The following is a 23,899-nucleotide window of genomic DNA, read 5'->3' on the forward strand; positions in this document are numbered from 1 at the left end:
GGGGGCGCGCGTCCCCCCGGCCCCCCCCGCCCCGCGGGGCGCTACTTGCCCGTCTCCTTCGTCACCAGCGCGACCGCCTCTTCCACGTCGTCCGTGACGTGGAAGAGCAGCAGGTCGCGCTCGGAGGCCTTGCCGCCCGCGACGACCGAGTCGCGGAGCCAGTCGACGAGGCCCTTCCAGTACTCCGTGCCGAAGAGCACGATCGGGAAGCGGGTGACCTTGCGCGTCTGGACCAGGGTCAGCGCCTCGAAGAGCTCGTCGAGGGTGCCGAGGCCGCCCGGCAGGACGACGAAGCCCTGCGCGTACTTCACGAACATCGTCTTGCGGACGAAGAAGTAGCGGAAGTTCACGCCGATGTCGACGTGCGGGTTGAGCCCCTGCTCGAAGGGGAGCTCGATGCCGAGCCCCACGGAGACGCCCTTCGCCTCCCTGGCCCCCTTGTTGGCCGCCTCCATCGCGCCGGGACCGCCGCCCGTGATGACCGCGAAGCCGGCCTCGACGAGCGCCCGGCCGATCCGCACGCCCGCCTCGTACTCGGGCGAGTCGGGCTTCGTGCGGGCCGAGCCGAAGACGCTGATCGCGCTGGGCAGTTCGGCGAGGGCGCCGAAGCCCTCGACGAACTCGGACTGGATGCGCATGACCCGCCAGGGGTCGGTGTGCACCCACTCCGAGTCGCCCTCCGTGTCGAGCAGTCGCTGGTCCGTGGTGCCCGGCTGGACCTGGTCCCGCCGCCTGAGCACCGGACCGAGTCGCTGCTCCTCGGGCTTCGCCATTCCCTCGGGAATGCCCATGGCCTGCTCCCTCCGCCGATCGGCGGCCTGTGTCCGGCCGCCAACTGATCTTCTGGTCCGGTCAGAGTAGGACCACAGAGGTGACGAAACGCGAAATTACGGAAGTCAGGCGGTCAGCCAGTCGCGGAGCCGTGCCTCGCAGTGGTGGATCCGCTCGACCGGAACGTGCTCGTCCCGCTTGTGCGCGTAGATGGGGTCGCCGGGCCCGTAGTTGACCGCGGGCACGCCGAGGGCGCTGAAACGGGACACGTCGGTCCAGCCGAACTTGGGCTGGGCGCTGCCGCCGACGGCCTTCATGAAGGCCTCCGCCGCCGGGTGGGAGAGGCCGGGCAGGGCGCCGGGGCTCTCGTCGTCGACGACGAAGTCGGCGATGTCGCAGCCGTCGAAGAAGTCCCGGACGTACGCCAGGGCCTCGGCCGGGGAGCGGTCGGGGGCGTACCGGTAGTTGACCGTCACCGTGCAGGCGTCGGGGATGACGTTGGTGGCGACGCCGCCCTGGATCGCGACGGCGTTGAGGCCCTCGTGGTACTCCAGGCCGTCGATGACCGGCTTGCGGGGCTCGTAGGCGGCGAGGCGGGCGAGGATCGGGGCGGCGGTGTGGATGGCGTTGGAGCCCATCCAGGAGCGCGCGGAGTGGGCGCGCTCGCCCGCGGTGTGCAGGATGACGCGCAGGGTGCCCTGGCAGCCGCCCTCGACCTGGGCGTCGGAGGGCTCCAGGAGGACGGCGAAGTCGCCCTCCAGCCAGTCGGGGTGCGCGGCGGCGATCTTCCCGAGGCCGTTGAGGTCGGCGGCGACCTCCTCGTTGTCGTAGAAGACGAAGGTGAGGTCGCGGTTGGGCTCCGGGACGGTGGCGGCGATGCGGAGCTGGACGGCGACGCCGGACTTCATGTCGGAGGTGCCGCAGCCCCAGAGGATGCCGTTCTCGTCGAGCCGCGAGGGCACGTTGTCGGCGATGGGCACGGTGTCGATGTGGCCGGCCAGGACCACGCGCTCGCCGCGGCCGAGGCGGGTGCGGGCGACGACGTTGTTGCCGTACCGGTCGACGGTGAGGTGCGGCAGGGCGCGGAGCGCCTGCTCGATGGCGTCCGCGAGCGGCTTCTCGGTCCCGCTGACGGAGCGGAAGTCGACGAGGGCGGCGGTGAGCTCGGCCCCGTCCCGGGACAGGTCGAGGGGCGCGTCGAGCGGAGTGATGTCAGCCATGTGCCGACCCTAACGCGGCCTCCAGTACGGTGGGCCCCGTGTCCGAGCCCACCCGCCCCGCCCGTCGCGGCCGCCTCGCCCGTTCCGCGGCCGCCTTCGCCGTGCTCCTCGGCCTCGCCTCGTACGTGGCCGTGCACCAGATGACGGGGAGCAAGGGCACCCCGCGGTGCAGTGTGGGCAGCGGCGACAACCGCTACGAGTTCACGCCGGAGCAGGCGTCGAACGCCGCCACGATCTCCGCGGTCGGTACGACCCGGGGCCTGCCGGAGCGCGCGGTGACGATCGCGCTCGCGACCGCGCTCCAGGAGTCGGCGCTGCGGAACATCGAGCACGGCGACCGGGACTCGCTCGGCCTCTTCCAGCAGCGGCCCTCGATGGGCTGGGGGACGCCGGCGCAGATCATGGACCCGGTGTACTCGGCGACCCGGTTCTACGAGGGCCTGGAGAAGGTTCCCGGGTATTCGCGGCTGCCGCTGACGGTGGCGGCGCAGAAGGTGCAGAAGAGCGGTTTCCCGCAGGCGTACGCGAAGCACGAGCCGGACGCCACGCTCCTCGCGGCCGCCCTGACGGGCCGGTCCCCGGCGGCGCTGACCTGTACGGCGAACGAGACGGAGGGGCGGCCGGGCGACCCCGAGCGGGTCCGCGCGGAGCTGGTCCGGGCGTTCGGCGAGAAGGCGGCGCCGCGGGCCGTGACGGGTGGTCCGAGCGCGGGCCGCTCGGCGTCGGCGCCGCCGGTGCTCGTGGTGCCGGTACGGGGTGTGGCCGGGTCGGGGACGGCCGGGGCCGAGGCGGACGGCCGGCGCGGCTGGGAGCTGGCGCAGTGGGCGGTGGCGCGGTCGGAGACGCTGCGCATCACCGAGGTCGTCCACGGGGACCGGGTGTGGCGCGCGGGCGAGGCGCTCGGGGGCTGGTCGAAGCTCCCGGCGGCCGGGGCCGCGGACTCCTCGGAGGGGGCCTCCGGGGCCTCGGACGCGGCTGTCCCGGGCGGGGAGACCGTCCGTATGCGACTCGCCCAGTAGCCGGTCACCCGTACGGCGATTCACTCGCCCGTGGCATGGGCCCCGGGCTCGTCCGGAGAAATTCGCGACCCTTCCGCGCCGCTTTTCGCACCCCGCGCCCCACCCGGCCAATTCCCTTGCCCCACAAGGGAAGTGACGGTTCGGCAGAAGCCGGGGCAATGACGCGTTCGTCCGTTTTCCTCCCCACCCGACAATACGACGCATTACCAATTCTTTACCTTCGACCTCCGCAACCTCACCCGCCCCAGAGCCGGTTGTCACTGCGTCCGAACCACACCTCGCACCTCGTCGAAGGAGCACCATGACCCTCCCCCTGACCCGTCGGATCGCCCGCGCCGCCCTCATCCTCGCGGCCGGAGCAGCCCCCGTGGTCGGTGCGGCCGGCTCCGCGAGCGCCCTGGACCACAGCCTGGCGCCGACCGGCGCCCTCGGCGGCGTCTCCGCCCTGGACGCCGCCGGTGCGGGCACCGCCGTCGACAGCGCCTCGCAGACCGCCACCGGCGTCGTCGGCGCCACCGGCAGCCAGGCCGTCGGCACGGCCGTCCCCGCCGCGGGCAAGACCGTCGGCGCCGCGGGCAAGACGGCCACCCCGGCCGCCCAGAAGGTCGCCGGTGACACCGCCGGCAGCGCGGGCGAGGTCGTCGGCAAGACCGCCGGCGCCGCCGCCGAGAGCGCGGAGGGCCCGACCGGCGGCGCCCTGGGCGGCGGCCTCGGCGGCCTGCCGACCGGGCAGACGCTCGGCGGCCTGCCGATCGGCTGACCGCGCGCACCACAGCGGGCGAGGGCCCGGGGAGCGGATGCTCCCCGGGCCCTCGCCCGTGTACGGCCCGCCTCGTCCGGCGGTCAGCCGAGGCGCTTGACCGCCGCCTCGACACGTTCGTCCGTCGCCGTGAACGCGACCCGCACGAACCGCTCGCCCGCCTCGCCGTAGAAGTCGCCCGGCGCCACCAGGACGCCCTTCTCCGCCAGGTACGCCACGGTCTCCCAGCACGGCTCGTCCCGGGTCGCCCACAGGTACAGGCTCGCCTCGCTGTGCTCGATCCGGAAGCCGTGGGCCTCCAGGGCCGCCCGCAGCGCCGCCCGGCGGGCCGCGTACCGCTCCCGCTGCCCGGCCACGTGCGCGTCGTCGCCGAGCGCCGCCACCGTCGCCGCCTGGACCGGCGCCGCGGTCATCATGCCGCCGTGCTTGCGGATCTGGAGCAGCTCACCGAGGACGGCCGCGTCGCCCGCGATGAACGCGGCCCGGTAGCCGGCCAGGTTGGAGCGCTTGGAGAGCGAGTGGACGGCGACGATCCCCTCGTACGAACCGCCGCAGACGTCCGGGTGCAGGACGGAGACCGGATCGGCCTCCCAGCCCAGCTCCAGGTAGCACTCGTCGGAGAAGACGAGGACCCCGTGCTCGCGCGCCCAGGCCACGATCCGGGTCAGCTCCTCCGGGGAGAGGACCCTGCCGGTCGGATTGGACGGGGAGTTGAGCCAGAGCAGCTTCAGACCGGCCGGGTCGAGCTCGGTCGGGTCGTCGTAGACGACCGCCTCCGCGCCGCAGAGCCGCGCGCCGACCTCGTACGTCGGGTAGGCGAGCCGCGGGTACGCGACCCGGTCGCCCGCGCCGAGACCCAGCTGCGTCGGCAGCCACGCCACCAGCTCCTTGGAGCCCACCACCGGCAGCACGTTCTCGTGGGCGACGTCCACCGCGCCCAGACGCCGCTCGCACCAGCCGGTGAGCGCGTCCCGCAGCTCCTTCGTCCCCCACACCGTGGGATAGCCCGGCGAGTCCGCCGCCGCGACCAGGGCCTCCTGGATCAGCGCGGGGACCGGGTCGACGGGCGTGCCGACCGAGAGGTCCACGATTCCGTCGGGGTGCGCCAGGGCCGTCTTCTTGTACGGCTCCAGCTTGTCCCACGGGAAGACGGGCAGGCGCGAAGAGACTGCGCTCACGGGTTGGCTCTCACTTCCTGTACGTACGGGGAAACGCCTCGGTCCCGCACGGCGGCCGACGCCGTACGGGACCGGATGCGGTCGATCAGCCGTTCTGCGGCGGCAGGGCGGCGATGAAGGGGTGGTCACGCTCGATCTCGCCGAGCTTGGAGGCACCACCGGGCGAACCGAGCTCGTCGAAGAACTCGACGTTCGCCTTGTAGTAGTCCTTCCACTCCTCCGGGGTGTCGTCCTCGTAGAAGATCGCCTCGACCGGGCAGACCGGCTCACAGGCCCCGCAGTCGACGCATTCGTCCGGGTGGATGTACAAGGACCGCTTGCCCTCGTAGATGCAGTCGACGGGGCACTCCTCGATGCACGCCTTGTCCTTCACGTCGACACAAGGCTGCGCGATGACGTAGGTCACGCTGTCGTTCCTCCTCGATAGGGCTGGTCTGCGCGGGAGCGCGGCGTCGTCGATGCCCGCACCTAGTATCTCCGTTCTTGAGGGCGATCCGAACAGGAGGGGCGGAGAAGCTGTGGAATTCACCGGCGGAGGGCGCCTTGAGGTCCGAATTACCAGCGCTGACGTGGGAAAACGTGTCTCCGTTCGGTACGTGACGGAGAAGCCGGCGGCGGGTGGGAGATTCACCGACGCGGTCGGAGTTCTCACATCATGGGACGACTCTGTGCTGCTGATCACACGAAAGAGCGGCGAGAGCGTCCGCATCGCGGAATCCGCGCTGGTCGCGGGGAAGGCCGTGCCCGCCGCCCCGGCCCGCCGGCGCGGTCCCTCGGCCACCTTCGCCGAGCTGGCGCGGGCCACCGCGCGCGCGTGGCGGCCCGTCGAGAGCGAGCGGCTCGGCGAGTGGACCCTGCGGGCCGCCGACGGCTTCACCCGGCGCGCCAACTCCGCGCTCCCGCTCGGTGATCCCGGGATGCCGGTCGCCGACGCCCTGACCCACGTGCGCGCGTGGTACGCGGCCCGGGGGCTCCCCCCGTACGTGCAGACCGCCACCGGCGCCGAGGGCACCCAGGAGCTGCTCTGCGCCGCGCTCGACCGGCACGGCTGGCGGCGCGAGGTCTCCGCCGAGGTACGGATCGGAGCGCTCGCCCCGATCGGAGACCTGGACGCCGACATCTCCGCCGTACGCCTCTCCCCGACCGTCGACGAGGCCTGGCTGCGCCGCTACCAGCGCTTCGGCGAGCCGAACCCGGCGGTGGTGCCGGTGCTCACCTCCGGCCCCCGGGTGTGGTTCGCGTCCGTGGCGGGCACGGGAGAGGTACCTGCGGCGATCGGGCGGTGCGTCGTCGACGGACGCTGGGCCGGCTTCATGGCCGTCGAGGTCGCCCCCGACCGGCGACGCCGCGGTCTGGCGACGTCCGTCATGACCGCGCTCGCCCGACAGGCGCTGGACGAGGGCGCGTCGGCGGCCTGGCTCCAGGTGGAGGCGGACAACGAGGGCGCGCGGGCCCTGTACGACGGGATGGGCTTCGCGACCCACCACCACTACCACCACTACCGATGGGCGGAGGCGTGACGGAGGACGTACCACCACCGGGCGGAGCCGGGGACGCGTGCGAGGGGGCGGACCCGGCCGACTGGCGGCGGGAGTTCGCGGAGGAGGCGCGGTCCGAGCGGCCCGACCTGGCCAGGCTCTGCCTGCTGATCGGCGCGGTGGCCGACCCCACCGTGACCCGGCACGCCCTGGACGAGGCCGAGATCGAACTCGACCGCCTCGCCGGGCTCGTCCCGTACGCCACCCGTGTCACCGGCGACTGGAGCGGCGCGCTCGCCGAGCTCCTGGGCCGGCACGAGGGCTTCGAGGGCGTGCCCGCCGACTACCAGCGTCTGGAGTCCTCGCTCCTGCACGAGGTGCTCCGCCGTCGCCGGGGCCTGCCCATCCTGCTCTCCGTCGTCTGGATGGAGGTCGCGCGGAGGGCCGGCGCCCCCGTGTACGGACTCGGGCTGCCCGGCCACTTCGTCGTCGGCTTCGGCGACCCCGCCGACCTGAACCTGGCCGACCCCTTCGCGGGCGGCCGCGCCATGACCGGCGCCGACGCCGAACTCCTGGTGACGAGCGCGACGGGCGAGGCCCTCGACCGCTCGATGCTCCGGCCCGCCGAGCCCGGCGCGATCGTGCTGCGCGTCCTCAACAACATCCGCGCCTGGGCGGCTCCCCGCCCGGAGCGCTCCGACGTGGCCCTGTGGGCGGTGGAACTCTCGCTCCTCCTGCCGTCCCATCCGGCCCGGCTCCGCTACGAACGCGCCGAGCTGCTCGTCCAGCGCGGCGACTTCCTCACGGGAGCCGCCGAGATGGAGGCGTACGCGCAGGTGATGGACGCGGTGGACCCGGACTCGGCGACGACGATCCGGCGACGGGCGCAGGCGGCACGGGCGCGGCTGAACTAGCGGCTCGGCCGGCGGCGGCCGCGTCGGCCTCCGGGGTCGGCGCCCCGTCCTCGGGGTCGCCGCCGCGCGTGGGAGCGGAGAGGGGGGCGGGGCGACCGGATTCGAACCGGCGTCCTCCGAGATGCTGTCGCGGCGCACTACCTCTGTGCTACGACCCCGCCCCTGCCCCGGATGCTAGGCGTTCGCGCGGCGGGCGCGCGAGCGGATTTCGCGCGGGGGGCGCGGGCCGACCGACCGTAGGGCGGAGTTGTCGGCGGCGCGGTCGCGTCGCGGGCCGGACCCCGGGCGCGCGGCGGCAGAATGCGGGCCATGCCGCTGACCGCAGACATCCTCGTCGCCCTCGTCGCCCTGCTGCACGCCTACATCCTGGTGATGGAGATGTTCCTGTGGGAGAAGGAGACCGGTCGTCGCTTCTCCGGCTTCGACGCCAGGACGGCGCGTGACACCGCCGCCATGGCCGCCAACCAGGGGCTCTACAACGGCTTCCTCGCCGCCGGGCTCGTCTGGGGGCTGATCGCCGACGACCCGACCGGGTTCCGCGCCCAGGTGTTCTTCCTGTCGTGCGTCGTGATCGCCGGCCTCTACGGCGCCGCCACCGCCAACCGCCGCATCCTCTTCGCCCAGGCCCTGCCCGGCGCGCTCGCCCTCTCGGCCGTCCTCGTCGCCCACTACTGAGCAGCACACCGAGCGAAAGGCCCTCGATGCACACCCCTCACGGCCCCGGCGCGTTCGTCGCGCACACGGGTACCGACGTCTACGGACCCGGCAAGGTCATCGGCGTGGACGGCGTCCACCGGCGGGTGCGGTTCACGCGCTTCGTGGCGACGATCCGCGCGGACGACCTCCGGGACGCCTCGCCCGCCGAGGCCCGGGAGGTCCGGGCCTGGCTGCGGGACCGGCGGGAGCGGTTCGGGGGCTCGTGGTGAGCGCCACGCGCCTAGGGCCTGTCTGACCATTGGCGCCGGACCCGGCGGGAATGGTCAGACAGGCCCGAGCCCCCGGCCGACGTGGGTCGGGCGGGGGCTCGGGGCGTGGTGGACGGGGCGGCGGTCAGCCCTCGCCCGACAGGTCGATCGTCTTGGTGCGTTCGGTCAGGTTCTTGCCCATCAGCGCGTCGCGCATCACGAAGGCCACGTCGTCGGCGGAGACCTCGTGCTGGGTGCCGTCACCCTTGGTGATCATGATGCCGTCGAAGGCGCCGTCGAGGAGCCGCTCGATCGCCTTCTTGTCGTAGACCTCGACCAGCCGGCCGTCGACGGCCTTCATGGAGAGGATCTGCGGCAGCGACCGCGCCGGGCCGAAGTCGATGTGCCTGCCGCCCGCCTGGATCCTGATCAGGCCGGACATGGCGGGGGTGGCGAACTCCTTCATCGCCCGGTCCAGCTCGGCCTTGGTGACGGTGGGCTGGCGGGTGGAGACCGGCAGGTCGACCAGCCTGCTCTGCCCCGTCTCGACCTGGGCGCGGAAGGCGTCCCGGACGGAGATCATCGAACGCTGGATGTCGATGGCCTTGCCGGGCTTGCCCTCGACGGGCGTCACCTTGTTCGGGGCGAACAGGATGGTGCCCTCGGTCGCGGACGCGGAGGCGCCGGCGACGTCGGTCAGGGCGACGGCGAGCTTCTCCTCGTCGACCGGGAAGAGCGGCTTGGCGACCCGCTCGCCGCCGAAGAGGGAGCCGATCACCGAGACCGGGTTGTAGTCGCTGCCGGCGGCGGCGCGGACGGTCTCCTGGCTGTCGAGCGCGAGGCCCGCCTTCTCGGGCGCCAGCTCGACCTTCTTGCCGCCGATGCCGAGCTGGATCGGGGCGGCGGCGCGCTTGCCGAGGGCCGCGTCCAGCTTGTTGACGGCCTCCTCCTTCGTACCGCCGCCGATGTCCACGCCGAGCACCGTGGTGCCCTTGGGGACGTCGGAGTGGTTGAGGAGCAGTCCGGCGCCGTAGGCGACTCCGGCGATGCCGATGACGCCGACGGCGACGAGGACGAGCTTCGAGCGGCCCTTCTTCGCCGGGGCGCGGCCGGGGGCCGCGGCCTGGCGCGGGGCGGGCGCGGGGGCCGGGCTCGCCTGCTCCTCGATGCGCGGGGTGAGGTTCGGGCGGGCCGCCTTCGGCGGGACCACCGGGATGCCGCTGGTGAGCGTGTCCCCGGAGATGTGGCCGTCGGCCTGCTGGCCGTGGCCGGCCGGGCCGCCGCCGGGGCCGGAGGCCGGCGCGGGCGCCTGCGGGGTCAGCACGGCGGTGTCGTCGGACAGGCGGGGAGCCCCGCCGGGGGCGCCGCCGGGGAACGGGGAGCCCGCACCCTGGCCGGGCGCACCCTGGCCGCCCGGCCCCTGGCCCAGGCCCAGGAAGGGGTTCCCCGCGGCCGGGCCGCCCAGGGCGGCGGTGCCGGTGACCGGGCCCGTCGTGGGGCCGGTCGGTGCGGCCGGGTCGCGATACGCGGGCGTGCCGCCGGCCGGCGTCCCGGTGTACATCGGGGTGCCGCCAGCGGGGGTGGCGTCGTACCTCGGGGTCCCGGCACCCGGGGTGCCGTCGTACCCCGGGGTTCCGGCGCCGGGAGCGCCGTCGTACATCGGGGTCCCGCCCGCGGGCGTGCCCGTGTACATCGGCGTACCCCCCGCCGGGGTCCCGTCGTAACGGGGCGTGCCGCCCGCGGGGGTGCCGCTCTCGTACAGCGGGTTGCCGGGGGCGGGCCGGCCGCCGCTGACCGGGCGGCTCGACGGGGTGTTGCCGACCGTCGGCACGCCGGACGTCGCGGAGCCCGCGAAGCCCGTGCCCTGGGCGTCCGGTCCGGCGAGGCCCTGGGCGGGCTTCGGGGCCGGAGCGGGCGCCGGGGGCAGCGCGGGCGTGGGAGCCGGGCCCTGGGGCGCCGCCTTGCGGGGCGCGAACCAGTCGCTCGTCTCCTTCGCCTTCGGCTCCTCCTCCGCCCGCGGCGGCTCGGGGGCCGCCACCGGCTGGGGCACGGGCTCGGGCTCCACGACGGGGGCGGGCTCCGGCGCGGGCGCCTCGTTGACCGTCTGGCGGACCACGACCGGCGGGATCGGACGCGAACCCGGGATGTTGATCCGGATCCGGGTCGTCAGCGTCGTCTCGGTCTTGGGCTCCTCCGGCGGTGCGGACGCGGCGGCGGTTTCCTCCGGCGCGTCCTGCGAGGGGTGGAGCGACGGATACTGGCGGGATCCGTACGGCGGTGTACCCGAGGGGTACGCGGCTCCACCGCGCCCCTGGGCGCCGGAGGACGAACTGTCAGTCTCTCGACCAGTTTCACGACTCAAAGCAGGATCTCCCGGTTGGCTCCACCGCCCGCTCTTGCTGAGGCTCGTGTAACCCGGGCGGTTCGGCGGCGCGCACCACCATACTGGCCGCCGCCGTCTCATACCTGACCCCCGGGTGACGGACGACGGGCAATCCGGCCGAAGTCAGGGCGTCCCCGGACTCAAGTCGTCCTGTTCACGGGGTCGGTCGCGGTAGCCGGGACAGCGTGGTGCACATCACAGCGATGCCCATGCCCCCGAAGAGGAAGAGCAGCTCACCGACGCCTCCGCCGAACGCCCCGTCCCCCTCGGGGCGTCCGAAGCTGAGCAGGATGACGGCGATGAGCCAGCCGGCTCCGCCCGCGGCGACGCCGATCTGGGTGCCGGTCGCGCGCAGCCCTCCGTAGAAGAGGGCGGCGGTGGCGAGCAGGGCGAGGATCAAGCCGCCGGGGAGCCAGGCGGCTTGGACGAGGGCGCCCGCGGTGCCGACGAGGACGCCGAGGACGGCGAGGCCCGCGTACCAGGCGACGCGGACGTTCCGGGAGGCGGGGAGGGTGCCCGGCGCGGAGGGGTTCACAGGGTTCATGCCTTCACTCCCGCGAAGAGGTCCGTCTCGCGAACGCCGGCGGGAGCGCCGTGGACGCCCCGCGCCAACTCGTAGTACTCGGTGGTCAGGATCGGCTGGCCCAGGTCGTTGGAGAGGGCGAAGAACGGACCGTCGACCGCGACTTGGGTGGCGTGCGCGGCCATCGCCGCGCTCTTGCGGGCCTTCTGTTCCGGGCCCGCCTCGATCTCGGCGGTGATCCGGTCCTCGTCCACGACGCCGGGGACGTCGTCGACGGCGGCGGCGGCCGGGAAGACGGAGCCCTCGGCGCGGAGCCGGGCGAAACCGGCCTCGACGACCGGGCGCGGGACGCGGTTCCAGTAGATCTTCGCGATCGCGTGGGCCGGCCCCAGGTCGGGGCGGTGGGCCGGGTCGGCGGCGAGTTCGGCGGCGCGCATGGCGACCCGGTGGGCCTGGATGTGGTCCGGGTGTCCGTAACCGCCGTCGGGGTCGTAGGTGACCAGGACCTGCGGGCGGGTCTCCCTGATCACCTCGACGAGGTACGGGGCGGCGGTGTCGACGTCCGTGTTCCAGAAGGCGTTCTCACGCTTGTTCTGTTCGACGCCCATCATCCCGGAGTCGCGGAAGCGCCCGGGGCCGCCGAGGAAACGGTGGTCGGTGACGCCCAGCTCGGCCATCGCGGCGGCGAGTTCGCCGACGCGATGGGGGCCGAGCCGGTCCTCCCGGTCGGGGGCCAGGTGGGCGAGGTCGGGCGGGATGACCTCGCCCTCCTCGCCGAGCGTGCAGGTGACCAGGGTGACGAGGGCGCCCTCGGCCGCGTACCTGGCCATGGTGGCGCCGTTGTTGATCGACTCGTCGTCCGGGTGCGCGTGCACGAGCAGCAGACGGCGGGCGGGGAGATCGGACATGTCCCCACCCTACGAGGTCCGGCCGACGGCGGTCCCGGGACATGGGCTCGGGGCACGGGCCCGGTGCGGGGTCTCAGGACGGCGGGCTCAGAACTTGAGGCCGCCGACCATGTTCGCCACGTTCGTGGTGAGGGTGCTGATGGACGGGGCGATGGACGAGCTCGCCAGGTAGAAGCCCAGGAGCGCGCAGACCGCCGCATGTCCAGCCTTCAACCCGGATTTCCGGATCAGAAGGAAGACGACGATCGCCAGCAGCACCACCACGGAGATCGAGAGTGCCACGGCGGTTCACCTCCACACTTCTTCGGTCGGATATTCGAGTGGTTCGGTCGATCAGCATGTGCCAGAGGACAGGCCCGTCGGATGCATACCCACCTAGCGCTACGGATCATAACTATCCGTGCGGCCGCATCGATCGGCGGACGGAGGCACGAGGGGGGCGCACGGCGCTAGTTTCAGCCGCATGACCTTGTCTCGACAGCAGCCGGCCACACCCTCGGCCGGGCTCTCCTTCCCTCGCCAGCACGCCCGGACCCAGCGGTTCACCCTGGGGGTTCCGCGCGGCTTCTCGGTCTCCCCGGACGGGGAACGCGTGGTGTTCGTCAGATCCGCCTCGGGCACGGACCGTTCGCACCGGCTCTGGGTCCTCGACCTGCCGCGCGACGGCGGCCCGCCGGTGGAGCGGGTGGCGGCCGACCCGGAGGTCCTGCTCGCGGGGGCGGACGAGGAGCTCTCGCCGCGGGAGCGGGCGCGCCGGGAGCGGAGCCGGGAGGGCTCGGCCGGTGTGGTGGCGTACGCGGTGGACGGGACCGTGGAGCTGGCCGCCTTCGCCCTGTCGGGGCGGCTGTTCACGGCGGAGCTGCGGGCGGGGACGGCGCGCGAGCTGCCGGTGCCCGGCCCGGTGATCGACCCCCGGCCGTCGCCGGACGGACGCTTCGTGGCGTACGTGACGGAGGGCGCGCTGCGGGTGGTCGGCGCGGACGGTTCGGGCGACCGTGAGCTGGCCGCTCCGGAGGACGGACACGTCACCTACGGATTGGCCGAATTCATCGCCTCCGAGGAGATGGGCCGGGACCGGGGGTTCTGGTGGTCCCCCGCCTCGGACCGGCTGCTCGTCGCGCGCGCGGACGACCGTGCGGTGCGGCGCTGGTGGATCGCCGACCCGGCGCACCCGGACCGGGAGCCGCAGCGGGTGGCGTACCCGGCGGCGGGTACGGCCAACGCGGAGGTCCGGCTCTTCGTCCTGGGCCTCGACGGGGCCCGTACGGAGGTCGGGTGGGACCGGGAGCGGTACCCGTACCTGGCGCGGGTCCACTGGTCGGCGGCCGGGGCGCCGCTGCTCCTCGTGCAGGCGCGGGACCAGCGCGAGCAGCTGTTCCTGACGGTGGACCCGGAGTCCGGGGAGACCACGACCGTGCGGGCCGAGCGGGACCCGGTGTGGCTGGACCTGCTGCCGGGGGTGCCGGCGTGGGCGCCGGACGGGCGGCTCGTGCGGCTCACCGACGAGAGCGGGGCGCGCGCCCTGGCCGTCGGGGACGAGGTGCTCACCGACGACACGCTGCACGTCCGGGCCGTCCTCTCCCTCGGGGACGAGGACGTCCTGGTGTCGGCGTCGGCGGGCGCGGGCGCGGCCCGGCCGGAGACCGGTGAGGTCCATGTGTACCGGGTCACCGGTCAGGGCGCCGAGCGGCTGTCCGAGGGCGTCGGGACGCACGGCGCGGTGCGCTCCGGGGCGGTGACCGTCCTCGTGTCGGCGCGGCCGGAGGAGCCGGGGAGCGTGGCGCGGGTGCTGCGGGACGGCGAGCAGGTGGCGGTGGTGGCCTCGTACGCCCAGCGGCCGGTGATCGACGCCCGGGTGCGGCTCACGGAGGCGGGGGTCCGGCGCATCCCCTGCGCGGTGCTGCTGCCCTCGGGGTACGAGGAGGGGGACGGGCCGCTGCCGGTCCTGATGGACCCGTACGGCGGGCCGCACGGGCCGCGGGTGGTCGCCGCCCACCATCCGCATCTGACGTCCCAGTGGTTCGCCGACCAGGGCTTCGCGGTGGTCGTGGCGGACGGGCGGGGCACGCCGGGCCGCTCCCCCGCCTGGGAGAAGGCGATCGCGCGGGACCTCTCGCCGACCCTCGACGACCAGGTGGACGCGCTCCATGGCCTCGCCGACCGCTTTCCGCTGGATCTGGAGCGGGTGGCGATCCGGGGCTGGTCGTACGGCGGGTACCTGGCGGCGCGGGCGGTGCTCCAGCGGCCCGACGTCTTCCACGCGGCGGTCGTCGGGGCGCCGGTGACGGACTGGCGGCTGTACGACACCCACTACACGGAGCGGTACCTCGGCACCCCGCAGGACGATCCCGAGGTGTACGCGGCGCAGTCGCTGCTCACCGACGACGGGCTGTCCGCGCCGGAGGTGCCCGTGCGGCCGATGATGATCGTCCACGGCCTCGCGGACGACAACGTGGTGGTCGCGCACGCCCTTCGGCTCTCCTCCGCGCTGCTCGCGGCGGGCCGGCCGCACGAGGTGCTGCCGCTCTCCGGGGTCACGCACATGACGCCGCAGGAGCAGGTCGCGGAGAATCTGCTCCTGCTCCAGGTGGACTTCCTCAAGCGCTCCCTGGGCCTGGACCGGGGCTGAGTCACCAGCCGGGCGGCGGCGGGTACGGCGGGGCCGGGGGCGGCATCCCGGCCACCGGGTGGGGGCCGGGCGCGGTGGCGGGGGCGCCGCGCCCGGCGAGGAGGACGAGGACCGCGGCGCCGGAGAGCAGCCCGAGGAAGGCGGTGAGGACGCCCAGCCGTTCGGCGGTCGGGATGTCCCCGAGGTGGCCGACCAGTTCGTACCGGACGGTCCGCGCGACCTCGGCGAGGCCGCCGAGCGTCAGGAACGCCCCGGCGAGCAGCCCGAAGGCCCGGCTGTGGCGGGCCCGCAGGAAGGCGGAGACGGCGGCCGTGCCGTACAGGGAGAGGAGGACCAGCGACAGCCAGCCGGGCGGGGGCGCGAGGGCCGCCTTGATGACGGAGCGGCCGCCGATGAACCGGTCGACGGTGATCTCCAGGGGCAGTTCGGTGGCCCAGTACAGCTCCCACAGGGCCAGGACGACTGCGCCGGCCGCGAGGAGGACTCCGGCGGCGACGGCGGGGCCCGTACGGGGCCGGGTGGGCGGCGGCTCGTACGCGGCGGCGGGACGGCGGCCGACGGCGGCGGTGACGATCAGACCGGCGGCGAGGCCCAGTTCGAGGAGCGCGGTGACGAGGGCTCCGCTGTCGGAGGCCCAGAGGCCCGGCAGTCGTACGGCGAGGGTGACGGTGCCGGTGGCGGCGAGCGCGGAGGCGGCGTGCCGGGAGCGGAGCGCGGCGACGGCGGTGGCCACGGAGACGGCGAGGAGCACCGGGTCGGTCAGGGAGGTGGTGGACCGGCCGCGGATGAGGAAGTGGTGGTCCCCGGCCCAGTACCAGGCGAGGTCGGAGGGCGAGCCGAGCGCGGCGAGATCCTTGAGGATCCACACGGCGGCGATGAGGGCGAGCGCGGCGCAGAGCGCGGCGCCCGTGAGTCGTGCCGGTCGTGTCACAGTCACGGTCCCGATACTCACGGTCGCCCCCGACCGAAACAAGCGATTCCGCGGAACCACCGCCCACCGCTTCCGGGGGCACCTCCTCGGCGGGGCCGCTCCCCCGGCTCCGGCGCCCCGGAGGCGAACCGAGCCCGAGAAAGGGGGGTGCGACCGGGCCGGGGCCGCCATGACGCCCCGGCCCGGTCCACGGCACCCGCACGGCCGTACGTGGTGCAGCCTGCCGTGTTCGTATATCGGAACCGATTCCGTGAAGTTGCCCGCGCGTTAAGGCGAATCGGGCTTCCGGAGGCGGTCGTCCGGCGGCGGGCCGGGTTCGTCGGCGCCGGGCTCCGGGGGGACCACCTGCTTCTCCTCCGCGAAGTGGCAGGCCGAGTCGTGTTTCGCGGGGCTGTCCGTGAGGCGGAAGACCGCCGGGACCGCCAGCTCGGGGACCTCCAGGGCGCAGCGTTCCTGGGCCTTCCAGCAGCGGGTGCGGAAGCGGCAGCCGGAGGGGATGTTGGCCGGGGAGGGGACGTCGCCGGTGAGGATGATGCGTTCGCGGTGGGCGCGCGCGTCCGGGTCGGGGACGGGGACGGCGGAGAGCAGCGCCTGCGTGTAGGGGTGGGTGGGGTGGTCGTAGATCTGGATGTCGGTGCCGATCTCGACGATCCGGCCGAGGTACATGACGCCGACCCGGTCGGAGATGTGCCGCACGATCGAGAGGTCGTGGGCGATGAAGACGTACGAGAGGGAGAACTCGGACTGGAGTTTGTCGAGGAGGTTGACGACCTGGGCCTGGACGGAGACGTCGAGGGCCGAGACCGGCTCGTCGGCGACGATGATCTCGGGCTGGAGGGCGAGGCCGCGGGCGATGCCGATGCGCTGGCGCTGGCCGCCGGAGAACTGGTGCGGGTAGCGGTTGATGTACTCGGGGTTGAGGCCGACGACGTCGAGGAGGTCCTGGACCTTCTGCCGGCGCGAGCCCTTGGGGGCGACCTCGGGGTGGATCTCGTACGGCTCGCCGATGATGTCGCCGACGGTCATGCGCGGGTTGAGCGAGGTGTACGGGTCCTGGAACACCATCTGGATGTTGCGGCGGACGGCCTTCAGGGCGCGGGGCGAGAGCTTGGTGAGGTCCTCGCCCTTGTAGCGGATGGTCCCCGAGGTGGGGCGCTCCAGGTTGACCAGCATCTTCGCGACCGTCGACTTGCCGCAGCCCGATTCGCCGACGATGCCGAGGGTCTCGCCGGCGGCGAGGTCGAAGTCGACGCCGTCGACCGCCTTGACGGCGCCCACGTGCTTCTTGAAGACGATGCCCCGGGTGAGCGGGTAGTGCTTGTGCAGGTCCCGTACTTCGAGAATCGCCTCAGCCATGGAGGCACTCCTTCCAGAAGTGGCAGGCGCTGGAGCGCGGCACCGGGGACTCGGTCACGTCGTACAGCGGGGGCACGTCGGTCCGGCAGACGTCCTGGGCCATGGGGCAGCGCGGGTTGAACGCGCAGCCGCGCGGGATGTGCAGGAGGTTCGGCGGCAGGCCCTTGATCGCGTAGAGCTCCTGGCCCTTCTGGTCCAGGCGCGGGATCGATTCGAGGAGGCCCTTGGTGTACGGGTGGGCGGGGGCCTTGTAGATCTCGTGGACGGGGGCGCGTTCGACGATCCGGCCCGCGTACATGACGGCGATCTTGTCCGCGACGTCGGCGACGACGCCGAGGTCGTGGGTGATGAGGATGAGGCCCATGTGGAGTTCGCGCTGGAGCTCGGCGAGCAGGTCCATGACCTGGGCCTGGACGGTGACGTCGAGGGCGGTGGTGGGCTCGTCCGCGATGATCAGGTCCGGCTCCAGGGCGAGCGCCATGGCGATCATGATGCGCTGGCGCATGCCGCCGGAGAACTGGTGGGGGTACTGGCCGACGCGTTCCTTGGCGGCGGGGATGCGGACCCGGTCCATCAGCTCGACGGCCTTGGCCCGGGAGTCCTTCCGTGACATGCCCTTGTGGACCTGGAACATCTCGCCGAGCTGGTCGCCGACGCTGACGACGGGGTTGAGGGAGGACAGCGCGTCCTGGAAGATCATCGCCATCCTGGCGCCGCGGATCTTGCGCCGCTCGTCCTCCTTGAGCTTCAGGAGGTCCTGGCCCTGGAAGAGGATCTCGCCCTGGGTGATCTTTCCCGGGGGGATGTCGAGGATGCCCATGACGGCCTGGGCGGTGACGGACTTGCCGGAGCCCGACTCGCCGAGCACGGCGAGGGTCTCCCCCGCGTCGACGGAGTAGTCGACGCCGTTGACCGCCTTGGCGACCCCGTCCCGGGTGTGGAACTCCACGTGCAGGTCGCGCACTTCGAGCAGCATGGGTCCCTACCTCAGCTTGGGGTCGAGGGCGTCGCGGACGGCGTCGCCGAGCATGATGAAGGCGAGCACCGTGACGGCGAGCGCGCCCGCCGGCCAGAGCAGCATGTGGGGGGCGTTGCGGATGTTCTGCGAGGCCGCCGAGATGTCGATGCCCCAGCTGACGGTCGGGGGCTTGAGCCCGACACCGAGGTACGAGAGCGTCGCCTCCAGGGAGATGTACGTGCCGAGGGCGATGGTGGCGACGACGATGACGGGCGCGACGGCGTTGGGCGTCACGTGCCGCAGCATCATCCGGGTGTTGGAGGCGCCGAGGGCGCGGGCCGCCTGGACGTAGTCGTGCTGTTTGGCCGTGATGACGGAGCCGCGGGCGATGCGGGAGATCTGTGGCCAGCCGAGCAGCACCATGAAGCCGATGACGGGCCAGACGGTGTTGCTGGTGATGACGGACAGCAGCACCAGGCCGCCGAGGATGACGGGGATGGCGAAGAAGATGTCGGTGAGGCGGGACAGGGTCGCGTCCCAGGCTCCGCCGAAGAAGCCGGCGAGGCCGCCGAGGAGGCCGCCGAGGAGGGCCACGCCGAGGGTGGAGAGGACGCCGACGGTGATGGAGGTCCGCGCGCCGTAGACGGTGCGGGTGTAGACGTCGCAGCCCTGTGAGTCGTAGCCGAACGGGTGGCCCGGCTGGGATCCCTCCTGGGCCTTGGAGAGGTCGCAGTCGAGCGGGTCCCCCGAGGCGATCAGGGAGGGCCAGATGGAGATGACCACGAGGAAGGCGATGACCAGCGCGGAGATGATGAAGATCGGGTTGCGCCTGAGGTCCCGCCAGGCGTCGGACCAGAGACTGCGGGGCTTCTCCCCGGGGCCCTCGCCGCCGCGGCCCTCGTCGTCGGGTTCGTGGCCGACCTCGATCGCCTCGTCCGTGGCGAGGTCCATCGTGCCGCCCGCGCCGGTGGACGCGATGGCGCCCTCGTTCTCGTAGGGGTCGCGGTCAGGCATAGCGGATCCTGGGGTCGAGGACGGAGTAGAGGAGGTCGACGATCAGGTTCGCCAGCAGGAAGACCAGCACGAGGACGGTGGCGAAGCCGACCACCGTCTGGGTGTTCTGCCGGAGGATGCCCTGGTAGAGCTGGTATCCCACGCCGTGGATGTTGAAGATCCGCTCGGTGACGATGGCGCCGCCCATGAGCGCGCCGATGTCGGTGCCGATGAAGGTGACGACGGGGATCAGCGAGTTGCGCAGCAGGTGCCGGGTGATGACGCGGTGGCGCGGGAGTCCCTTGGCGACGGCCGTGCGGACGTAGTCGGCGCGGGCGTTCTCGCCGACCGAGGTGCGGGTCAGCCGGGTGACGTAGGCCAGTGAGACGGACGCGAGCACGATGCCGGGCAGGATCAGTTCGTCGAACGGGGCGTCGGAGGAGACGGTCGGGGAGACCCAGCCCCATTTGACGCCGAACAGGTACTGGAGCACGTACCCCGTGACGAAGGTCGGGATGGAGATCACGACGAGCGTGCCGATGAGCACGCCGGTGTCCACCGAGCGGCCGCGGCGGAGGCCGCTGAGCACGCCGAGGGTGATGCCCACGACGATCTCGAAGAGGATCGCCACGATCGTCAGGCGGAGGGTGACGGGGTAGGCCTCGATGAGGAGTTCCGTGACCGGCTGGCCGTTGAACGCGGTGCCGAAGTCGCCGGTGAACACGTTCCCCATGTAGGTGAGGTACTGCTGCCAGACCGGCTTGTCGAGGCCGTACTCCTGTCGCAGCTGGGCGGCGGTCGCGGGGTCGCACGCACGGTCGCCGCAGAGGCCGGCGATCGGGTCGCCCATCACGTTGACCATCAGGAACAGCAGCAGCGTCGCCCCGAAGAACACGGGGATCATCTGTAGCAGGCGTCGAATCACATACCGGCCCACATCTCCTCCGTCCTTGGACGTCTTGTGTCTCGTGGGAGCGCGGGATCCGCCCGTCGGCCGGCGGCGTGGCGGCGGCCGACGGGCGGATCCGGCGTCAGTTGACCTTGATCTGGTCGTAGACCGGGACGCTGAACGGGTTCAGGGACACGTTGCCGAGGCGCTCCGAGTAGCCGGCGCTGCCGTTCTGGTACCAGAGCGGGATGGCGCCCATGTCGTCGCGGAGGACTTCCTCGGCCTGCTGGAAGAGACCGACGGCCTTCGCGGTGTCGGCCTCGGCGTTGGCCTCGTTCACCAGCTTGTCGAACTCCGGGCTGGTCCACTTGCCGTCGTTGGACGAGGCGTTGGTGTAGTACAGCGGCTGCAGGAAGTTCTGGATGAGCGGGTAGTCCATCTGCCAGCCGGCCCGGAAGGGCCCGTTGAGCTTCTGCGTGGTGACCTGGTTGCGGTAGTCGGCGAAGGTGCCGACGGGGTTGCCGACGCAGGCGGTGTTGTTGCCGAGGGCGCGGTTGATGGAGTTGCAGACCGCGTCGACCCACTGCTTGTGGGAGCCGGTGTCGGCGTTGTACGAGATCCTCATCGTGCCGCCGGGGATGCCGCCGCCCTCGGCGACCAGCTTCTTCGCCTCGGCCGCGTCGTACGTGCAGAAGTCGCCGCAGATGTCCTTGAAGCCGCCTTCCTCGCCGAGGACCGGGGAGGTCCAGTCGACGGCGGGGGTGCGGGTCTTCTGGAAGATCGTCTCGGTGATCTGGTTGCGGTCGATGGCCCGGGAGATGCCCTGGCGGAGCTTCTCCTGTCCGGGCTTGTTCCAGGCCGGGTCGTAGAACGGGAAGGACAGGGTCTGGATGATGCCGGCCGGGACGTTGATGTACCGGTCGCCGAGGTCGGCCTCGACGTTCTTGAGCTGGGTGGCGGGGATGTCGTCGACGAGGTCGAGGTTGCCGGCCGTCAGGTCGGTGTAGGCGGTGTTGTTGTCGGTGTAGACCTTGAGGGTCACGCCGCCGTTCTGGGCCTTGTCGGTGCCGGGGTAGGCGTCCCAGCGCTTGAGGGCCATCTGCGAGCCCTTGGAGTACGAGTCGACGGTGTACGGGCCGTTGCCGACGGGCTTCGAGAGCCAGGCCGCGTGGTCGTCGTAGAAGGCCTGCGGGAGCGGCGAGAAGGCCGCGTAGCCCAGGGTGATGGGCCAGGTGGAGAACTTCTGGGTGAGCTTGACCGTGAAGGTCTGGGGGCCGGTGACCTTGAGGCCGGACATGGTCTCGGCCGTCGGCTCGCCCTTCTCGGGGTGGACCTGGTCGTACCCCTCGATCTGGCCGAAGAAGTAGGCGTTCTTCTGGTTGTTCTTCAGATGGGCGCCGTAGTTCCAGGCGTCGACGAAGGACTTGGCGGTGACCTTCTCGCCGTTGGAGAAGGTCCAGCCGTCCTTGACCGTGATCGTGAAATTGGTCGAGTCGGTGGTCTCGATCTTCTCGGCGAGCATGTCCTTGGCCTCGCCGGTCTTCGGGTCGTACTGCTTGAGCCCCCGGAAGATCATGGAGAGGACCTTGCCGCCCTGGACCTCGTTGGTGTTGGCGGGCTCCAGCGGGTTCTGCGGGTCGCCCCACGAGGAGGTCACGACTCCGTCGGCCCCTCCGCCACCGCCACTGTCGTCGCCGCCACCGCAGGCGGTCGCCGTGAGGGCGACCGCGGTGGCCAGAGCGGCCCACTTGGCGTGTGTGGCTCCGCGCATGGAGTGCCTCCCGAATGTCCTAAGTATGACTTAGGGCCCAATATCACCTGATATTGACGGTGCTGCACTTTTACGGCCGCCGGACGGACGCCCCGGCGCACAAGAAGGGGCGCCCCCTTCCGTACGTACGGAAGGGGGCGCCCCCACTCGGGTCCTGTGCTCGGCGCGTCAGTGCACCGGAACGACCTGCTTCTCCTCGGCGAAGTGGCACGCCGAGAGGTGCTCGGCCGGGGTGTCCACACCCTGGAAACGCTCCGGGATCGCGAGGAGAGGGGTCTCCTGCGCGCACTTGTCCTGCGCCTTCCAGCAACGGGTGCGGAAGCTGCAGCCCGACGGCGGGTTCGCCGGCGAGGGGACGTCACCGGTGAGGATGATCCGCTCGCGGTGCGCGCGGGCCTCCGGGTCCGGCACCGGCACCGCGGAGAGCAGCGCCTGGGTGTAGGGGTGCGTCGGGTGCTCGTAGATCTGCTCGTCCGTACCGATCTCGGCCATCTTGCCGAGGTACATGACGCCGACACGGTCGGAGATGTGCCGGACGATCGACAGGTCGTGCGCGATGAAGAGGTAGGACAGGTTGTACTCGTCCTGGAGCTTCTCCATCAGGTTGATGACCTGCGCCTGGACGGAGACGTCCAGGGCCGAGACCGGCTCGTCGCAGATGATGATCTCCGGGTTGAGCGCGAGGCCGCGGGCGATGCCGATGCGCTGGCGCTGACCGCCGGAGAACTGGTGCGGGTAGCGGTTGATGTACTCGGGGTTCAGACCGACGACGTCGAGGAGCTCCTGCACCTTGCGGCGCCGGTCGCCCTTCGGGGCCACCTCGGGGTGGATGTCGAAGGGCTCGCCGATGATGTCGCCGACCGTCATGCGCGGGTTGAGCGAGGTGTACGGGTCCTGGAACACCATCTGGATGTTGCGGCGGACGGCCTTCAGCGCGCGCCCGGACAGCTTGGTGATGTCCTGGCCCTTGTAGAAGACCTCGCCGGCGGTGGCCCGCTCCAGGTTCATCAGGAGCTTGGCGACCGTGGACTTGCCACAGCCGGACTCGCCCACGATGCCGAGGGTCTCGCCCTGGTGGAGGTCGAAGGAGACCCCGTCCACGGCCTTGACCGCGCCGACCTGGCGCTTGAACAGGATGCCCTGCGTCAGCGGGAAGTGCTTCTTCAGGTCGCGCACCTGGAGGATCGGCTCGCCACGGCCGACGGGGGCCTCGACAGCGGCGGCCACGGCCTCGTCGTTCTTGCTGAGGTCAGCCATGGATCGTCTCCTTCCAGAAGTGGCAGGCGCTGCCGCGACCCGGAAGTTCCGCGCCGTCCTGCTCGGTGACCGGCACGATCGCCGGCACGTCCGTACGGCAGACGTCGTCCGCCTTCGGGCAGCGCGGGTTGAAGGCGCAGCCGGACGGGATCTTCAGCAGGTTGGGCGGCAGGCCCTTGATCGCGTAGAGCTCCTGGCCCTTCTGGTCCAGGCGCGGGATCGAGTCGAGGAGCCCCTTGGTGTAGGGGTGGGCCGGGCGCTTGTACAGCTCGTGCACCGGCGCCTGCTCCACGATCCGGCCCGCGTACATCACGGCGATCTTGTCCGCGACGTCGGCGACGACGCCGAGGTCGTGGGTGATCAGGATCAGACCCATGTTGTACTCGCGCTGGAGCTCCGCGAGGAGGTCCATCACCTGGGCCTGAACGGTCACGTCGAGCGCCGTGGTGGGCTCGTCCGCGATGATCAGGTCCGGCTCCAGGGCGAGCGCCATCGCGATCATGATGCGCTGGCGCATACCGCCGGAGAACTGGTGCGGGTAGTCGTTGACGCGAGCCGCGGCGGCCGGGATCTTGACCCGGTCCATCAGCTCGATCGCCTTGCCCTTGGCCTCCTTCTTGGAGAGGCCCTGGTGCACCCGGAACATCTCGCCGAGCTGGTAGCCGACGCTGAGCACGGGGTTGAGCGAGGAGAGCGCGTCCTGGAAGATCATCGCGATCTTGCTGCCGCGCACCTTGCGGTGCTCCTCCTCGGACATCTTGAGCATGTCCTGACCGCGGAAGAGGATCTCTCCCTTGGTCACGAACCCGGGCGGGGTGTCGAGGATGCCCATGATGGCCTGCGCGGTCACGGACTTGCCGGAACCGGACTCGCCGAGGACGGCGAGGGTCTCGCCGGCCTTCACGGAGTACGAGACACCGTTCACGGCCTTCGCGACGCCCTCACGCGTGCGGAACTCCACGTGGAGGTCCCGCACGTCGAGGAGCGGACCGTCGAAGGTCGCGCCGTCGCGCGGCGCGGGAACGCTCGCGGTCTTGTCGATGGTGGTCACTGCGT

Annotated in this window: 23 protein-coding genes and 1 tRNA gene; 7 read left to right on the forward strand and 17 right to left on the reverse strand. The window is 72.2% G+C overall.

Annotated elements, in window-relative coordinates:
* Window positions 1–41: 41 nt before the first annotated feature.
* Together ABT129_RS10915 and dapE are read right to left on the reverse strand one after the other, a co-directional pair.
* Complete coding sequence (locus ABT129_RS10915; RefSeq protein WP_351899363.1) at window positions 42–791, reverse strand: LOG family protein; 750 nt, start codon at window positions 789–791, stop codon at window positions 42–44.
* 105 nt (window positions 792–896) lie between these two features.
* On the reverse strand, window positions 897–1,991 hold the full coding sequence (dapE, locus tag ABT129_RS10920) for a succinyl-diaminopimelate desuccinylase (protein ID WP_351899365.1): 1,095 nt from the start codon (window positions 1,989–1,991) through the stop codon (window positions 897–899).
* A gap of 29 nt (window positions 1,992–2,020) precedes the next feature.
* Here dapE and ABT129_RS10925 point away from each other — a divergent pair, with 29 nt between their 5' ends.
* On the forward strand, window positions 2,021–3,010 hold the full coding sequence (locus ABT129_RS10925) for a hypothetical protein (RefSeq protein ID WP_351899368.1): 990 nt from the start codon (window positions 2,021–2,023) through the stop codon (window positions 3,008–3,010).
* Window positions 3,011–3,311: 301 nt separating this feature from the next.
* Complete coding sequence (locus ABT129_RS10930; protein WP_351899370.1) at window positions 3,312–3,770, forward strand: ATP-binding protein; 459 nt, start codon at window positions 3,312–3,314, stop codon at window positions 3,768–3,770.
* A gap of 83 nt (window positions 3,771–3,853) precedes the next feature.
* On the opposite strand, the gene ABT129_RS10935 is transcribed toward ABT129_RS10930, so the two are convergent.
* Window positions 3,854–4,948 (reverse strand): bifunctional succinyldiaminopimelate transaminase/glutamate-prephenate aminotransferase, encoded by a 1,095-nt coding sequence (locus ABT129_RS10935; RefSeq protein WP_351899372.1) that lies wholly within the window; start codon window positions 4,946–4,948, stop codon window positions 3,854–3,856.
* Between the two features lie 85 nt (window positions 4,949–5,033).
* A complete protein-coding gene (gene fdxA, locus ABT129_RS10940) occupies window positions 5,034–5,354 on the reverse strand; it encodes a ferredoxin (RefSeq protein ID WP_015035968.1) in 321 nt (106 codons plus the stop codon).
* A gap of 112 nt (window positions 5,355–5,466) precedes the next feature.
* On the opposite strand from fdxA, the gene ABT129_RS10945 reads away from it, so the two are divergent.
* Entirely contained in the window at window positions 5,467–6,468 is a 1,002-nt protein-coding gene (locus ABT129_RS10945; protein WP_351899375.1) for a GNAT family N-acetyltransferase, read from the forward strand.
* Window positions 6,465–7,340 (forward strand): transglutaminase family protein, encoded by an 876-nt coding sequence (locus tag ABT129_RS10950; protein WP_502981711.1) that lies wholly within the window; start codon window positions 6,465–6,467, stop codon window positions 7,338–7,340. Before ABT129_RS10945 ends, ABT129_RS10950 begins: the two co-directional genes overlap by 4 nt.
* Window positions 7,341–7,425: 85 nt before the next feature.
* Here the strand turns inward: ABT129_RS10950 and ABT129_RS10955 are convergent.
* A tRNA-Leu gene (locus ABT129_RS10955) sits at window positions 7,426–7,500 on the reverse strand.
* A 149-nt stretch (window positions 7,501–7,649) separates the two neighbouring features.
* Between ABT129_RS10955 and ABT129_RS10960 the strand changes: the two genes are divergently transcribed.
* Together ABT129_RS10960 and ABT129_RS10965 are read left to right on the forward strand one after the other, a co-directional pair.
* On the forward strand, window positions 7,650–8,015 hold the full coding sequence (locus ABT129_RS10960; protein WP_351899379.1) for a DUF1304 domain-containing protein: 366 nt from the start codon (window positions 7,650–7,652) through the stop codon (window positions 8,013–8,015).
* A 26-nt stretch (window positions 8,016–8,041) separates the two neighbouring features.
* Window positions 8,042–8,266, forward strand: coding sequence for a hypothetical protein (locus ABT129_RS10965; protein WP_351899381.1), 225 nt, complete (start codon window positions 8,042–8,044; stop codon window positions 8,264–8,266).
* A 124-nt stretch (window positions 8,267–8,390) separates the two neighbouring features.
* Here the strand turns inward: ABT129_RS10965 and ABT129_RS10970 are convergent, their stop codons facing one another.
* The 4 genes from ABT129_RS10970 to ABT129_RS10985 all read right to left on the reverse strand — a co-directional run bounded on the left by ABT129_RS10970 (window position 8,391) and on the right by ABT129_RS10985 (window position 12,341).
* A complete protein-coding gene (locus ABT129_RS10970) occupies window positions 8,391–10,607 on the reverse strand; it encodes a hypothetical protein (protein ID WP_502981713.1) in 2,217 nt (738 codons plus the stop codon).
* A gap of 175 nt (window positions 10,608–10,782) precedes the next feature.
* Complete coding sequence (locus ABT129_RS10975) at window positions 10,783–11,172, reverse strand: DUF6113 family protein (RefSeq protein WP_351899386.1); 390 nt, start codon at window positions 11,170–11,172, stop codon at window positions 10,783–10,785.
* Window positions 11,169–12,059 (reverse strand): N-acetyl-1-D-myo-inositol-2-amino-2-deoxy-alpha-D-glucopyranoside deacetylase, encoded by an 891-nt coding sequence (mshB, locus tag ABT129_RS10980; RefSeq protein WP_351899388.1) that lies wholly within the window; start codon window positions 12,057–12,059, stop codon window positions 11,169–11,171. The genes ABT129_RS10975 and mshB overlap by 4 nt, the downstream gene beginning before the upstream one ends.
* Window positions 12,060–12,146: 87 nt before the next feature.
* The gene (locus ABT129_RS10985; protein WP_030207665.1) at window positions 12,147–12,341 is read right to left on the reverse strand and encodes a hypothetical protein; all 195 of its coding nucleotides are present in this window, start codon (window positions 12,339–12,341) and stop codon (window positions 12,147–12,149) included.
* A gap of 181 nt (window positions 12,342–12,522) precedes the next feature.
* Here ABT129_RS10985 and ABT129_RS10990 point away from each other — a divergent pair, with 181 nt between their 5' ends.
* Window positions 12,523–14,688 carry a S9 family peptidase gene (locus ABT129_RS10990; protein ID WP_351899391.1) on the forward strand — a complete coding sequence of 722 codons (2,166 nt, stop codon included), beginning with the start codon at window positions 12,523–12,525 and terminating at the stop codon, window positions 14,686–14,688.
* 1 nt (window position 14,689) lies between these two features.
* Here ABT129_RS10990 and ABT129_RS10995 read toward each other — a convergent pair whose 3' ends face one another.
* The 8 genes from ABT129_RS10995 to ABT129_RS11030 all read right to left on the reverse strand — a co-directional run bounded on the left by ABT129_RS10995 (window position 14,690) and on the right by ABT129_RS11030 (window position 23,894).
* Window positions 14,690–15,625: a hypothetical protein gene (locus tag ABT129_RS10995; RefSeq protein WP_351899393.1), complete on the reverse strand. Its 936-nt coding sequence runs from the start codon at window positions 15,623–15,625 to the stop codon at window positions 14,690–14,692.
* Window positions 15,626–15,886: 261 nt separating this feature from the next.
* A complete protein-coding gene (locus ABT129_RS11000; RefSeq protein WP_351899396.1) occupies window positions 15,887–16,975 on the reverse strand; it encodes an ABC transporter ATP-binding protein in 1,089 nt (362 codons plus the stop codon).
* On the reverse strand, window positions 16,968–17,951 hold the full coding sequence (locus ABT129_RS11005; RefSeq protein WP_351899398.1) for an ABC transporter ATP-binding protein: 984 nt from the start codon (window positions 17,949–17,951) through the stop codon (window positions 16,968–16,970). Before ABT129_RS11005 ends, ABT129_RS11000 begins: the two co-directional genes overlap by 8 nt.
* 6 nt (window positions 17,952–17,957) lie before the next feature.
* Window positions 17,958–18,947 carry an ABC transporter permease gene (locus ABT129_RS11010; protein ID WP_351899401.1) on the reverse strand — a complete coding sequence of 330 codons (990 nt, stop codon included), beginning with the start codon at window positions 18,945–18,947 and terminating at the stop codon, window positions 17,958–17,960.
* Window positions 18,940–19,863 carry an ABC transporter permease gene (locus ABT129_RS11015; RefSeq protein WP_351899403.1) on the reverse strand — a complete coding sequence of 308 codons (924 nt, stop codon included), beginning with the start codon at window positions 19,861–19,863 and terminating at the stop codon, window positions 18,940–18,942. Before ABT129_RS11015 ends, ABT129_RS11010 begins: the two co-directional genes overlap by 8 nt.
* A gap of 94 nt (window positions 19,864–19,957) precedes the next feature.
* Complete coding sequence (locus ABT129_RS11020) at window positions 19,958–21,586, reverse strand: peptide ABC transporter substrate-binding protein (protein ID WP_351899405.1); 1,629 nt, start codon at window positions 21,584–21,586, stop codon at window positions 19,958–19,960.
* A gap of 168 nt (window positions 21,587–21,754) precedes the next feature.
* Window positions 21,755–22,843, reverse strand: coding sequence for an ABC transporter ATP-binding protein (locus ABT129_RS11025; RefSeq protein WP_351899408.1), 1,089 nt, complete (start codon window positions 22,841–22,843; stop codon window positions 21,755–21,757).
* Window positions 22,836–23,894 carry an ABC transporter ATP-binding protein gene (locus ABT129_RS11030; protein WP_351899410.1) on the reverse strand — a complete coding sequence of 353 codons (1,059 nt, stop codon included), beginning with the start codon at window positions 23,892–23,894 and terminating at the stop codon, window positions 22,836–22,838. Before ABT129_RS11030 ends, ABT129_RS11025 begins: the two co-directional genes overlap by 8 nt.
* Between the last annotated feature and the right edge of the window lie 5 nt (window positions 23,895–23,899).

The sequence above is a fragment of the Streptomyces sp. NPDC002057 genome (assembly GCF_040296665.1).
In the GTDB taxonomy this organism is placed as follows: Bacteria; Actinomycetota; Actinomycetes; order Streptomycetales; family Streptomycetaceae; genus Streptomyces.